This is a genomic window from Kitasatospora sp. NPDC041917 (assembly GCF_055589745.1).
Genome location: NZ_JBVJBI010000003.1, coordinates 50134 through 62436, shown reverse-complemented (window position 1 = coordinate 62436; position 12303 = coordinate 50134). Strand labels below are relative to the sequence as shown.

Genomic DNA, 12303 nt, shown 5'->3' with positions numbered 1-12303 from the left:
CTGCGCATGACCACCCCCGCGACCCCCGACGCCTTCGATGAGCTGCTGCGCGAGGTGATGGCCGACGCCGAGCGCTTCGGCCACCGCCAGCACGTCCGGCTCACCTGGCTCGCCGTACGCCGCCACGGCGCCACCGCCGCCCTCGACCTGATCGGCGAAGGCATCCTGCGCACCGCCACCAAGGCCGGCGCGCCGCAGAAGTTCCACGTCACCATGACCCGGGCCTGGGTCGAGCTGGTGGCCCTCCACGCGGACGACGACGCGACGGGCTTCGAGCAGTTCGCCGCCCTGCACCCGGACCTGCTCGACAAGGACCTGCTCGCCCGCCACTACCGTCCGGGGACGCTCGCGACCGAGCGGGCCCGGACCACCTGGGTGGAGCCGGACCTCGACCCCTTCCCCCGGGCCGCGGCCTGACACTCCCCCGGACCTCGGCCCGACACGCCGGTCGGACGGCCGCCGAGCGAATCGCCCGGCGCGCCGAGCGCCCCCTGCTCCGCCCGACGCACCGACCGCCGATACGCCGAGCACCCGACGCGTCAGCCCCCCTGAACCTCCGCGAGGCACTCCGCCACGATCTCCTCGACCGCCTTCCGGGCCCGGTCCGCGTCCTGCGCGACCAGCCCGATCCTGGTGCGGCGGTCGAGCACGTCGGCCGCGTCCAGCGCGCCCTCGTGGCTGACGGCGTGGGCGATCTCGGCGCGGGTCACGTCCAGACCCTCCGCGATCGGCGTCAACTCCCCCGCCGCCAGCACCTCGTGGGCCGCGCCGCCGTGGCGGGCGAGCAGCGAGGCGGGCACCTCGCCGACGGCCCCCGCGCCGGCCGGCAGCGGGCGGCTGTCCCCGTGACCGGGGGCGCCGATCAGCGGCAGCCGGGCCGTCCAGCAGGCGCGGGCGGGCAGGCCGCGCAGCCGGACGGCGGTGTCCACCGCGTCCTCGGCCATCCGGCGGTAGGTGGTGAGCTTGCCGCCGACCACGGTGATCACCCCGGACGGGCTCTCCAGTACCGCGTGCTCGCGGGAGATGTCGGCGGTGCTGCCGTCCCCGGTGTCGATCAGCGGACGCAGACCGGCGTACGCGCCGCGCACGTCCGCGCCGGTCAGGGCGGTGGCGAGGGCGGCGTTGACGGTGTCCAGGAGGAACGAGCGCTCGGCCTCGGTGGGCTGCGGCTCGTCCGGGATCGGACCCGGGGCGTCCTCGTCGGTCAGGCCGATCGCGACCCGGCCGAGCTGCTGCGGCAGGGCGAAGACGAACCGGCTGGTGGAGCCGGGCACCGGCACGGTGAGGGCCGCGGTCGGATGGCCGAGCGCCTCCGCGTCCACCAGCAGGTGGGTGCCCCGGCTGGGCCGGAGCTTGATCGAGGTGTCCACCTCGCCCGCCCAGACGCCGGTGGCGTTGACCACCGCGCCGGCCCGGACGGCCAGCTCCCGCCCGGTCAGGGTGTCGACCAGCCGGGCCGAGGTACCGTCGACCTGCTCGGCGCGCACCCTGGTCAGCACGGTCGCCCCGTACTGCGCGGCGGTCCGGGCCAGCGCGACCACCAGCCGGGCGTCGTCCACCAGTTGGCCGTCGTGGGCGACCAGCGAGCCGCGCAGCCCGTCCGTCCGCACACCCGGCACCAGCCGGCGGGTCCGGTCGGCGTCGATCCGGCGCACCCGGGGCAGCAGCGCGCCCGGGGTGCCGGCCGTCAGGCGCAGCGCGTCCCCGGCGTGGAAGCCCGTGCGGATCAGCGCGGCCTGGCCCGGGCGCAGCAGGTCGGGGAGCAGCGGCACCAGTTGGGGCAGCGCCCGGATCAGGTGCGGGGCGGTGCGGGTCATCAGCACGCCGCGCTCGACGGCGCTCTCCCGGGCCACCTTGATCTGCCCGGAGGCGAGGTAGCGCAGGCCGCCGTGCACCAGCTTGGAGCTCCAGCGGCTCGTTCCGAAGGCGAGGTCGCGGGCCTCGACGAGCACCGTGCGCAGGCCGCGCGAGGCCGCGTCCAGGGCCACTCCGGCGCCGGTGACGCCGCCTCCGACGACCAGGAGGTCGATCCGGGGGTCGTCGCCGAGCGCTTGGAGTTCCAGCGTGCGGCGGGCGGCGTCGAGCCGGCCGGTGCCCGCGTACGGGCCCGCGTGCGGGCCTGCGGTGGGGGTCATGGCGCGAGGTATCCGTTCAGTGCTCTGGCCAGTTCGCGCCGCCAGGCCGCCTCGGGCAGCAGGGAGGCGACCATGCGGTGCGACTGGACGGTGGACTGGGCGATCAGCAGGACCATGGCGGCCAGTTCGAGCGGCTCGCCGGCCCGGATCGAGCCGTGCGCCTGGCCGTGTTCGATGCCGGCGCGCAGCGCCTCCAGCAGGCCGCGCTGGCTGGCGCCGAGCCGCTCGACGACGTACTGGAGCAGCAGGTCGGAGTCGTCGGAGTGCAGCAGCGCGCCGAGCACCGGGTGGTCGCGCAGCCGGACGGCGATCTCCACGACCCGCTCGACGAGGGTCTCCCGGTCGTGGACGTCCAGCCCGGCGCCCTCCAGGGTGGTCAGGATCTCCCGGGTGAGCAGCGCGCCGATCACCGCCCGGACGTCCGGCCAGCGGCGGTAGACGGTCGGGCGGCTGACCCCGGCGCGGCGGGCGATCTCGGACAACTGGGTCCGGCGCACGCCGAGATGGACGATCAGGTCGGCGGCGGCGTCCAGGATCGCGTCGTCGGTGCTGCGCTCCCCGGGGGTCGGGGGCGGCGTCTGAGGCTCAGCGTTACTACTTGACATGATGTGTGAAACTGTAACGCATGGCACCTGAGACGCAAGCGGGACCGGCCGGCGCCGCACTTCCGCTCCCCCCGATGAAGTGGGACGCCTGGGGCGACCCGGCCCTCGCCAAGGAACTGTCCGCCGACATCAAGGGACTGCTCGCCGCCGCCCTCGGCGTCACCGGCGACGCCGCCCCCGGGCCCGGCGCCGACGAGGTCGTCCTGCGCCCGTCCCGGATCTCCGCCGAGGACCTCAAGGCGCTCGCCGCCGCCGTCGGCGAGGCCCACGTCAGCGCCGCCGACGCCGACCGGCTGCCGCGCGCCGGCGGCAAGTCCACCCCCGACCTGCTGCGCCGCCGCAGCCGCGAGGCACAGGACGCCCCCGACGCCGTCGTGCTGCCCGGCAGCGAGCAGGAGGTCGCCGCCGTCCTCGCGGTGTGCGCCGAACGACGCATCGCCGTCGTCCCGTTCGGCGGCGGCACCAGCGTGGTCGGCGGCCTCGACCCCGAGCGCGGAGCCTTCGACGCCGTCGTCTCCCTCGACCTGCGCCGCTTCGACCAGCTGCTCGACCTCGACGAGACCTCCGGCGAAGCCGTCCTCGGCGCCGGCCTCACCGGCCCGGCCGCGGAGGCACTGCTCGCCGAACGCGGCTGGGAACTCGGCCACTACCCGCAGAGCTTCCGCTACGCGACCATCGGCGGCTTCGCGGCCACCCGCTCCTCCGGCCAGGACTCCGCCGGGTACGGACGCTTCGACGAGATGGTGCGCGGACTGCGCGTCGTCACCCCCGCCGGGATCCTCGACCTCGGCCGCGCCCCCGCCTCCGCCGCCGGCCCCGACCTGCGCCAGCTCTTCCTCGGCTCCGAAGGCACCCTCGGCGTGATCACCGCCGTCCGGCTGCGCGTCCACCCGCTGCCCGCCGTCAAGGCGTACGAGGCGTGGAGCTTCCCCGACTTCGCCACCGGCACCGCCGCGCTGCGCGCCGTCGAGCAGCAGGGCACCGGCCCGACCGTGATCCGGCTCTCCGACGAGGCCGAGACCATGATCAACCTGGCGATGACCGAGCAGATCGGCGGTGCCCCGGCGGTCACCGGCTGCCTGGCCGTCACCGTCTTCGAGGGCACCGCCGCCCAGGTCGCCGCCCGCCTGCAGCTCACCCGCGACACCCTGCTCGCCACCGGCGGCACCTCGCTCGGCGAGGTCCCCGCCCGGGCCTGGGAGCACGGCCGGTTCAACGCCCCCTACCTGCGCGACTCGCTGCTCAGCGCGGGCGCGCTGTGCGAGACCCTGGAGACCGCGACGAGCTGGAGCCGCCTGCCGGCCCTGCGCACCGCCGTCACCGAGGCGCTCACCGGCGCCCTGCCCGGCTCCCTCGTGCTCTGCCACGTCTCGCACGTCTACCCGACCGGTGCCTCGCTCTACTTCACCGTCGTCGCCGCCCTCGGCGAGGAGCCGCTCACCCGCTGGGGCGCCGCCAAGCGCGCCGCCGGGGACGCCATCCTCGGCGCCGGCGGCACCATCAGCCACCACCACGCCGTCGGCGCCGACCACCGGCCCTGGATGACCGAGGAGATCGGCGACCTCGGCGTGCGCATCCTGCGCGCCGTCAAGGCCGAACTCGACCCGGCGGGCATCCTCAACCCGGGCAAGTTGATCCCGTGAACGAGGTGAGAACCGTCCGCAGGGTCGCCGTTCTCACCAACCCGGCGGCGGGCGCCGGCCATGCCGAACCCGCCGCCCACCGGGCCACCGCCCGGCTGCGGGCCCTCGGCGTCCAGGTCGAACCGCACGCCGGGCGCTCCCCCGAGGACGCCGTCCGCCTCGCCCGCGAGGCGGTGGCCGGCGGGGTGGACGCGGTGGCCGTCGTCGGCGGCGACGGCATGATCAACCTCGCCCTCCAGGCCCTGGCCGGCACCCCCGTCCCGCTCGGCGTGATACCCGCCGGCACCGGCAACGACCACGCCCGCGAGTACGGCCTGCCGCTCGGTGCCCCCGAAGCCGCCGCCGACGTCATCGCCGCCGGACGCACCCGCGGCATCGACCTCGGCCGGATCACCGGCCCGGACGGCGCCGTCCGCTGGTACGGCTCCGTCCTCGCCACCGGCTTCGACTCCCTGGTCAGCGACCGCGCCAACCGGCTGCGCTGGCCGCGCGGCCGGATGCGCTACAACCTCGCCATCCTCGCCGAGTTCGCCAACCTGCGCCCGCTGCCGTTCCGCATCACCCTCGCCGACGGCACCGTCATCGAGCGCGACCTCACCCTGGCCGCCGTCGGCAACACCCGCAGCTACGGCGGCGGCATGCTGATGTGCCCCGCCGCCCTCCCCGACGACGGGCTGCTCGACCTCACCCTCGTCGACGCCATGCCCCGGCTGCGCATCGCCCGCTTCTTCCCGACCCTCTTCAAGGGCACCCACGTCACCTACCCGGAGGTCACCACGCTGCGCACCGAGTCCCTGCGGATCGAGTCCCCCGGCATCACCGCCTACGCCGACGGGGAGTTCATCGCCCCGCTCCCGGTGGACGTCGCGGTCGCCAAGGACGCCCTGCGGGTGCTGGTGCCGTGACAGGCTGATGCCGCGGTCCGGTCCCACGGGCCGGACCGCGGCATCAGTCACCGGTCACCGGCGGGAGGGCGGTCGTCGAGTACGCGGCCGTCGCCACCCTGTGGCTCCCCCTCATCCCCGTCGGCGCCGTCCTCCTCGGCGCCGGCCTCGGCCTCACCAACTACTGGCGCTGGACCCGCCGGCGCACCTGACCACCCGCCGGCTGCCGCCCCCCGGTCTCACGCGCCCAGGCGGCGGCGCCACAGCAGCGGGCGTATCTCGATCGCGTGGGACGGGTCGCCGTTCCAGACCGTCGGCAGGCCGGCCTCCGCCAGGGCGGCGACCACCTCCTTCCCGACCGCGACGGTGGTCGCCCGGGAACCGTCGAAGCCGCCGTACAGCAGGGACAGGCCGTGGCCGGCGGCGGCGGACTCGGTGCACTGGGCGTGGAAGTAGACGAAGCCGCGCGCTTCGGGGGCGCCGGCCTCGGCGATCTCGGCGTCGGCACAGGAGCGGCAGCAGCCGAAGTCCTCCCGGGCCGTGAGGCCGCCCGCCTCCAGGGCGGCGAAGGCCCTGGTCAGGCGCTCCGGATCCGTCTCGCCGATCCAGCCGCTCTGCTCGCCGACCCGCTCCAGCCAGAGCCGGTCGGCGAGTTGCTCGGCCTGCGGGCGCGAGAGCGGGCGGCGGTCGCGCGCGACCAGGTGCTCCTCGGCCTGTTCGGCGAGCCCGGCACGGTCGGTGTAGCCGCAGGCCAGCGTCAGCCGCAACCGCTCCTCCAACTCCCTCCGCTCGCCCGCCTCCAGGTCTATCGGCGGCACCGGCTCCGGCGCCGGGCCCAGGTCGAGCGGCCGCCAGTCCAGGCCCTCGTCCCAGCCCGCCGCACCGCGCGCCCAGCCCGTCATCGCCTCGACCACCGGCTCGGGCCCGTCCAGCCGCACCTCGAAGTGCCGCTCGGCGGAACCGTCCCGGTGCTCCAGCGTGTACTCCTCGCCGTCGGCGTGCCACACCTGCACGTACACGTCCGGCAGGTCCGGTATCCGCTCCACGACGAGGAAGCGGTCGTCCGGCGCACCGATGCGCCGGACCATCCCCGCCAGTTCGTCCGCGGACACCCTCAGGTGCCGCGTCTCGTTCGTCTGCACCGCGATCGCCAGCATGACGTCACCCTTGCACACGCCACTGACAATCCCCGCGGACGATCCCGCAGTTCAGACCCGGTGCGCCCGCACCCGGCCGGCCACGAAGGCCACGGCCGCCGCCACGGCCGCCGTCTCCAGCAGCACGCGGCAGGGACTGCCACGGGCACAGCACCCGCAGCACCGGCTCCTCGGCGGCGAACGCCCCCGTCGTCCGGGCTCAGGCCCTCTGGACGAGGGACTTCAGCTCGCCGACGCTCTCGGTGAGGGTCGGTTCGCCGGAGCCCGGGTCGACGGTGAGGACGTGCCAGCGGCGGGCCGAGAGGCCGGTGCCGGTCTCCAGTGCGATGTGGAAGGTGTTGCTCTCCTGCTCCGAGTAGCCGCGGTCGACCACGGTCAGGACGTGGTCCGTCCGGCCCGGGGAGCTCGTGCGGATGTCCGAGCGGACCGGCTCCTGGAACGAGCCGAGGACGGACGCGCCCACCGCGGACAGCAGCCCGAGGACCCCGACCGCCGTCGCCACCCCGCCGACCGTGTCCCGACGGCCGCGGACCAGGCGCGCGGCCAGGAGCAGGACGGCGGCCGCGCCGACCAGCAGCACCGGCCGGTTCAGGGCGTCGGCCACCACGGCCCGTCCGCCACTGCGGGACTCCAACCGCCCCACCGCACCCACGGCCAGCGGCAACAGGGCCGTCGCGGCCAGGACCCCGCCGATTCTCACACGATTCATCGAACCCCCTTGCGGGGCACCTTGGACGGCGTGACGATCCCGGCGCAGGCGGACGACCGCGGACCGGGCCCGTCCACCTGGAAAACCGGGTGCTCCGACGGCGGAGGGTCGGGTAGCGTGCCGGGCATGTCGAGCCCTGAGGCATCCAGGGTGGGGGCTTTCGGTCACGCGCCGTCAGCCCCCTGAAACCCGGAAGCACTGAACCACCGAGGTCCGAGCGAGCGCCACGTCCGCGCCGCCCGGGGGTTGAGCGTGCGGTGACGAGACGTCCGTCCTTCTCGTTCCCATCGCCCCGCTTCGGAGCCTCTCGATGCCCTTTCCGCTCTATCTGCTCGCCCTGGCCGTGTTCGCCATGGGCACTTCGGAGTTCATGCTCGCCGGGCTGCTGCCCGGCCTCGCCGCCGACCTCGGCGTCCCCGTCGGGACGGCCGGCGGGCTCACCTCGGCCTTCGCGGTCGGGATGGCGGTCGGTGCGCCGCTCATGGCCGTTCTCGTCCGCGACCGGCCGGGGCGCGGCAGCCTGCTCGGGTTCGTGCTGACGTTCGCGGCGGCGCACGCCGTCGGGGCGCTCACCGCGAGCTTCCCGCTGCTGTTGGCCACCCGGGTGGTGGCCGCGCTCGCCAATGCCGGGTTCCTGGCCGTGGCGCTGACCACCGCTGCCGCGCTGGTCCCGGCGGACCGCAAGGGGCGGGCGCTCGCCGTGCTGCTCTCGGGGACGACGGTCGCGACGGTGGCCGGTGTCCCGGGCGGGGCGGTGCTGGGCGCGGCGTTCGGGTGGCGTGCCGCGTTCTGGGCCGTCACGCTGCTCTGCCTGCCGGCCGCCGTCGGCATCGCCAAAGGCCTGTCACCCCAAGCCGGTTCGGCCGACCGCACCCTCTCCGCCGCCCCGGCGCTGCGCGCGGAGCTCGCCGAGCTGCGTAGCCCCCGGCTGCTCCGCGCGATGCTGCTCGCCGCGCTGGTGAACGCGGCGACCTTCGGCGCCTTCACCTTCCTCGCCCCCGTGGTGACCGGACCCGCCGGGTTGGGCGAACTGTGGGTGCCGGTCGCGCTGGTCCTGTTCGGCGCCGGCTCGTTCGCCGGGGTCACCGTCGCGGGGCGGCTCGCGGACCGGCGTCCCGGTCCGGTCCTCGCGGTCGGCGGCCCGCTGCTGCTGGCGGGCTGGCCGGCGCTCGCCGTTCTGGCGGACGCGCCGGACGCGCTGCTGCCGCTGGTGTTCCTGCTGGGCGCGCTGTCCTTCGCGGTCGGCGGCACGCTGATCACCCGGGTGCTGTACGAGGCGGCCGGGGCCCCCTCCCTGGCCGGCGCCTGTGCGACCGCCGCCCTCAACCTCGGCGCCACCGCCGGCCCGCTGCTGGCCGCCTCCTCCCTCGGCACGGCGGCCGGCGAGCTCGGCCCGTTCTACGCGGGCGGCCTGCTGGTCGCCGCCGCGCTGCTGGTCGCGGCGGTGCGACCGCGGCTCGGCTGAGCCGGGCCGCCCCCGGCCTCGGTTCACACCCCCGGGGTCGCCGCCACCCGCCCGGCGGCGATCGCCGCGACCAGCTCGCCGTGGTCGGCCACCGTCCGGTCCGCGTAGCGCAGCGCGAAGTCGGCGACGGCCTCGGCGAAAGTGTCCGCGCTGCCGAGGTAGCCGGCGATGGCGAGGCGGTCGCCGGTGCGGGCGTGGGCGCGGGCGAGGGTGCGGCCGCAGAGCTCGGCGTAGGCGCGCAGGCCGGAGGGGGTGAGGTCGGCGATCTCCGTCGAGCCCTTCATGTCGCGCAGTTGGCGGCCGTAGTAGTGGCGCCCGGCGGGGCCGGTGGTCCAGCCGAGGAAGATGTCGCTGGCGGCCTGCATCAGGTGCTGCCCGGTGACGACCCGGCGGCCGCCGTGGTGGACGGCGACCTCGGCGTCCACCCGCAGCGGCGGCAGGTGGTCCTCCAGCACCGACCGGCCGGCCTCCTTGAGCTGGAGGAACAGCGGGTCGCGCCCGTTCCCGCCCTCCAGCAGCAGGATGTAGCACCGGGTGCCGACGCTGCCCACGCCGACCACCTTGGTCGCCGCGTCGACGAAGCGGAAGCGGTCCAGCAGCACCCGGCGGGACTCCGGGAGGGTCGACCGGTAGTCGCTGAACACCTGGCCGACGGCGCGCAGTTCGGTCCGTTTCAGTGGTTCGATCAGCGGCGGTGCGCTGATGATCCGGCGCCGCCCGTCCCGTTCCTCGGTGAGTTTGCCGAAGGCCTGCAGGCTGGTGCGGCTGCGGGCGTGGGCGAGGCCGGACTCCAGTTGCTTACGCTGTCCCGGCTTGCCCAGCAGTGCCGGGAGGTCGGCGGTGTCCACCCGGGCGTACCAGACGTCGAGTTCGCCCTTCCCGGCCAGTCGCCGCATGGCGTCCGCGTACCCCTGGACGGCGGTGAGCGCGGCCCGGCGCGCCCGCTGCTCGTCCTGGCCGTTGTCGCGGGCGGCGACGGCGACGCTGGCGGCGAGCCGTTTGACGTCCCATTCGAAGGGGCCGGGGTGGGTCTCGTCGAAGTCGTTGACGTCGAAGAGCAGTGCGCGTTCCGGTGAGGCGTACAGGCCGAAGTTCAACAGGTGGGCGTCGCCGCAGAGCTGGACGGTGAGGCCGGTCTCGGGGAGGGCGCCGAGGTCGGCCGCCAGGACGGCGGCGGCGCCGCGCAGGTAGGCGAAGGGGCTCGCCGCCATCCGGCCGCGGCGGATCGGCAGCAGCCGGGTGATCCGGTCCTCGCACTGCCGTTCCAGCACGTCGAGCGGGTCGGGCCGGTCGGCGGCGGGGATCCACCGGCCGTGGGCGGAGCGGGAGATCCGCTCCCGGGCGGCCCGGCCGCGGCGGCGGCGTTCGGCGGGGGTGGTCATGGCGGCGGCTCCGTCCGTCGGCGGGTCCTCTTCCCGCGACGCTAGGGCAGGAGTGCCGGAGGGCGCAGCGCACGCCCCCCCGGCACTGCGCCGTCCGGGTGGCCCGCTCCTCAGCGCACCGTGAAGTCCGCCATCATCGCCATGTCCTCGTGCTCCAGGTTGTGGCAGTGCAGCATGTACGCCCCCGCGTAGTCGGTGAAGCGCACGAGCACCTCCACCGCCTCGGCCGGACGCAGGTCCACGGTGTCCTTCCACCCCGCGTCGTACGGGCCCGGGTCCGCGCCGTTGCGGCCGATCACCTGGAAGTGGTCCAGGTGGACGTGCACCGGGTGGTGCAGGTCGGTGGAGAAGCGCCAGAGCTCGACCGCGCCGAGGGCGGGCGTGGCGATGCTCCGGCCGGGGGTGTACGGGCGGCCGTTGACGGTCCAGCCGTCGCCGCGGCTGCGCCGGAAGGTGAAGTCGCGGGTGGTGACGGCCGCGGAGGCGTCCAGGGCCTCGACGGTGGCGAGCCGGTCGGGCACCGTCGCGTCGTCGGCAGGCTGCTTCGCGGTGACGTCGAAGCACATCACCTCGGCCGTCCGGCCGCTGCCGAAGCGGTTGACCAGCCGGACCCGGGTGCCGGGCGCGTAGCGGGAGAAGTCGACCACGACGTCGAAGCGTTCGGCGGGGGCGATCTCGATGCCGTCGTGCCGGACCGGGGCGGCGAGCAGGCCGCCGTCGGAGCCGATCTGGACCAGGGCGCCGCCGCCCTCGGGCTGCGGGTCGAGTTCGAGCCGGTAGAGCCGGGCGTTGGAGGCGTTGAGCAGCCGCAGCCGGTAGTGCGCCCGGTCGACGTCCAGCCGGGGCCAGGGCGCGCCGTTGACCAGGATGACGTCGCCGAGCACGCCGTTGGCGTAGGCGTCGGTGACGCCCGGCTCGGCGAGCTCGGGGTCGACGGCGGGGTAGCGGAAGGAGCCGTCGGCGGCGAAGGAGCGGTCGGCGATCATCAGCGGCAGGTCCCGTTCGCCGCGCGGCAGCGGCAGCGCGGCCTCCTCGTCGTCGTGCACGAGGTGGAAGCCGGCCAGTCCGCGCCAGACGCCGGGGCCGGTGAAGCCCATCCGGTGGTCGTGGTACCAGAGGGTGGCGGCGCGCTGCTTGCCGGGATAGGTGTACGCGCGCTCGCCGACGGCGGTGCGGGCCGCCGGGTGGTCCGTCCCGGACATGCCCGCCATGCCCGCCATGCCCGCCATGCCGGACGTGCCGGACGTGCCGGACGTGGCGTCCGCCGAGGACCCGACCGGCAGCAGCAGGTCGACCGGGTAGCCGTCGCTGTCCGCCGGGGTGTGTCCGCCGTGCAGGTGGGTCACCGAGGGCACCGGCAGCTCGTTGCGGTGCTTGACCACCGCCGCCCGCCCGGCGCGGGTGACCACGGTCGGCCCGGGAAAGCCGCCCCCGTACGTCCAGGCCTCGGTCCGTACCCCGGGCAGGATCTCCAGCCGGGCGACCTGCTGGGTGATCTCGTAGTAGTCGCTCGTCGCGTCGCTGCGCACCGGCTGCAGCACGGGCGGCACCGGCAGCGCGACCCGGAAGGCCTCCGGCAGGTCGAGTTCGCTGCTCAGCAGTTGCCCGGGGCGGCCCTCGGCGAGCAGCCGGGCGGCGGAGGGGACGGCGACGGCGGCCAGGGCGCCCGCGCCGAGGACGGAGGCGCCGACGCCCAGGAACCGGCGCCGGTTCACCGGGACACCTCCACCGGTCCGCCGGGGCGCGGCAGCCGTCCGGTGCCGTCGGGACCGCCGACGGCCGGGGCGTGCCTGGCGGGCAGCGGCAGCCGCCAGGCGCCGACCAGGCCGAACAGCACGCCGCTGACCAGCAGGACGCCGAGCGTGACGTGCACACCGAGCGCCCGGGCGTAGCCGGCCGTGATCTGGCCGACGACGGCGACGGTGAGCAGGAGGGTGGTCCACAGCGGCCAGAGCGGGCCCCGGCCGGGCCACCGGACGGCGACGGCCACCGCGAGCTGGATCACCACCACGGTGGCCAGCATCATCGCGTTGCCCTCGTGGTCCTTCAGGGAGTCGTAGGTGCCGTTCAGGAAGCTGCCGGCCAGCATGACCTGGAGCAGTGACAGCAGGGCCAGCAGGGTGGTGGAGGCGCGCAGCAGGATCAGCGGCCAGCGGGGCGCGGGGGCCGCGGGAGGACTGCTCATGTCGGGCTACTCTCTGCGTCGACGGTCTGGCGGGGCGGGCGCGAGCGTAGCCGATACGACATCACGATCAGCTCTTGTCAAGGTCATTGGACGGTCATGCGGTTCCCATGAACCCCCCGCTCGGGCCGTCGTTCTCAC

Annotated in this window: 11 protein-coding genes; 4 read left to right on the top strand and 7 right to left on the bottom strand. The window is 75.5% G+C overall.

Features of this window, described 5'->3' with window-relative positions; genetic code table 11:
* Window positions 1-6 precede the first annotated feature (6 nt).
* Window positions 7-417: a hypothetical protein gene (locus ACZ6EM_RS04025; protein WP_465771597.1), complete on the top strand. Its 411-nt coding sequence runs from the start codon at window positions 7-9 to the stop codon at window positions 415-417.
* 122 nt (window positions 418-539) lie between these two features.
* Here the strand turns inward: ACZ6EM_RS04025 and ACZ6EM_RS04020 are convergent, their stop codons facing one another.
* On the bottom strand, window positions 540-2135 hold the full coding sequence (locus ACZ6EM_RS04020) for a glycerol-3-phosphate dehydrogenase/oxidase (protein ID WP_465771595.1): 1596 nt from the start codon (window positions 2133-2135) through the stop codon (window positions 540-542).
* On the bottom strand, window positions 2132-2740 hold the full coding sequence (locus ACZ6EM_RS04015) for a TetR/AcrR family transcriptional regulator (protein ID WP_452177618.1): 609 nt from the start codon (window positions 2738-2740) through the stop codon (window positions 2132-2134). The genes ACZ6EM_RS04020 and ACZ6EM_RS04015 overlap by 4 nt, the downstream gene beginning before the upstream one ends.
* Window positions 2741-2814: 74 nt before the next feature.
* On the opposite strand from ACZ6EM_RS04015, the gene ACZ6EM_RS04010 reads away from it, so the two are divergent.
* Both ACZ6EM_RS04010 and ACZ6EM_RS04005 read left to right on the top strand, forming a co-directional pair.
* Entirely contained in the window at window positions 2815-4383 is a 1569-nt protein-coding gene (locus ACZ6EM_RS04010; RefSeq protein ID WP_401044983.1) for an FAD-binding oxidoreductase, read from the top strand.
* Window positions 4380-5288, top strand: a complete 909-nt coding sequence (locus tag ACZ6EM_RS04005; protein ID WP_359897648.1) for a diacylglycerol kinase — start codon at window positions 4380-4382, stop codon at window positions 5286-5288. The genes ACZ6EM_RS04010 and ACZ6EM_RS04005 overlap by 4 nt, the downstream gene beginning before the upstream one ends.
* Before the next feature lie 218 nt (window positions 5289-5506).
* Here the strand turns inward: ACZ6EM_RS04005 and ACZ6EM_RS04000 are convergent, their stop codons facing one another.
* Both ACZ6EM_RS04000 and ACZ6EM_RS03995 read right to left on the bottom strand, forming a co-directional pair.
* Complete coding sequence (locus ACZ6EM_RS04000) at window positions 5507-6424, bottom strand: DUF6891 domain-containing protein (protein ID WP_401044992.1); 918 nt, start codon at window positions 6422-6424, stop codon at window positions 5507-5509.
* A gap of 199 nt (window positions 6425-6623) precedes the next feature.
* The gene (locus tag ACZ6EM_RS03995) at window positions 6624-7133 is read right to left on the bottom strand and encodes a hypothetical protein (RefSeq protein ID WP_465771594.1); all 510 of its coding nucleotides are present in this window, start codon (window positions 7131-7133) and stop codon (window positions 6624-6626) included.
* 310 nt (window positions 7134-7443) lie between these two features.
* On the opposite strand from ACZ6EM_RS03995, the gene ACZ6EM_RS03990 reads away from it, so the two are divergent.
* On the top strand, window positions 7444-8598 hold the full coding sequence (locus ACZ6EM_RS03990) for a Cmx/CmrA family chloramphenicol efflux MFS transporter (protein ID WP_465771593.1): 1155 nt from the start codon (window positions 7444-7446) through the stop codon (window positions 8596-8598).
* A gap of 23 nt (window positions 8599-8621) precedes the next feature.
* On the opposite strand, the gene ACZ6EM_RS03985 is transcribed toward ACZ6EM_RS03990, so the two are convergent.
* The 3 genes from ACZ6EM_RS03985 to ACZ6EM_RS03975 form a co-directional block, all read right to left on the bottom strand.
* A complete protein-coding gene (locus tag ACZ6EM_RS03985; protein ID WP_401044977.1) occupies window positions 8622-9980 on the bottom strand; it encodes a DUF2252 domain-containing protein in 1359 nt (452 codons plus the stop codon).
* Window positions 9981-10090: 110 nt separating this feature from the next.
* Complete coding sequence (locus ACZ6EM_RS03980; RefSeq protein ID WP_465771592.1) at window positions 10091-11695, bottom strand: multicopper oxidase family protein; 1605 nt, start codon at window positions 11693-11695, stop codon at window positions 10091-10093.
* Window positions 11692-12165: a hypothetical protein gene (locus tag ACZ6EM_RS03975; RefSeq protein WP_401044974.1), complete on the bottom strand. Its 474-nt coding sequence runs from the start codon at window positions 12163-12165 to the stop codon at window positions 11692-11694. Before ACZ6EM_RS03975 ends, ACZ6EM_RS03980 begins: the two co-directional genes overlap by 4 nt.
* Window positions 12166-12303: the final 138 nt, after the last annotated feature.

Coding starts and splice junctions, on each gene's coding strand:
- ACZ6EM_RS04025 (WP_465771597.1), top strand. CDS start 7: ATGACCACCCCCGCGACCCCCGACGCCTTCGATGAGCTGCTGCGCGAG.
- ACZ6EM_RS04020 (WP_465771595.1), bottom strand. CDS start 2,135: ATGACCCCCACCGCAGGCCCGCACGCGGGCCCGTACGCGGGCACCGGC.
- ACZ6EM_RS04015 (WP_452177618.1), bottom strand. CDS start 2,740: ATGTCAAGTAGTAACGCTGAGCCTCAGACGCCGCCCCCGACCCCCGGG.
- ACZ6EM_RS04010 (WP_401044983.1), top strand. CDS start 2,815: ATGAAGTGGGACGCCTGGGGCGACCCGGCCCTCGCCAAGGAACTGTCC.
- ACZ6EM_RS04000 (WP_401044992.1), bottom strand. CDS start 6,424: ATGCTGGCGATCGCGGTGCAGACGAACGAGACGCGGCACCTGAGGGTG.
- ACZ6EM_RS03995 (WP_465771594.1), bottom strand. CDS start 7,133: ATGAATCGTGTGAGAATCGGCGGGGTCCTGGCCGCGACGGCCCTGTTG.
- ACZ6EM_RS03990 (WP_465771593.1), top strand. CDS start 7,444: ATGCCCTTTCCGCTCTATCTGCTCGCCCTGGCCGTGTTCGCCATGGGC.
- ACZ6EM_RS03985 (WP_401044977.1), bottom strand. CDS start 9,980: ATGACCACCCCCGCCGAACGCCGCCGCCGCGGCCGGGCCGCCCGGGAG.
- ACZ6EM_RS03975 (WP_401044974.1), bottom strand. CDS start 12,165: ATGAGCAGTCCTCCCGCGGCCCCCGCGCCCCGCTGGCCGCTGATCCTG.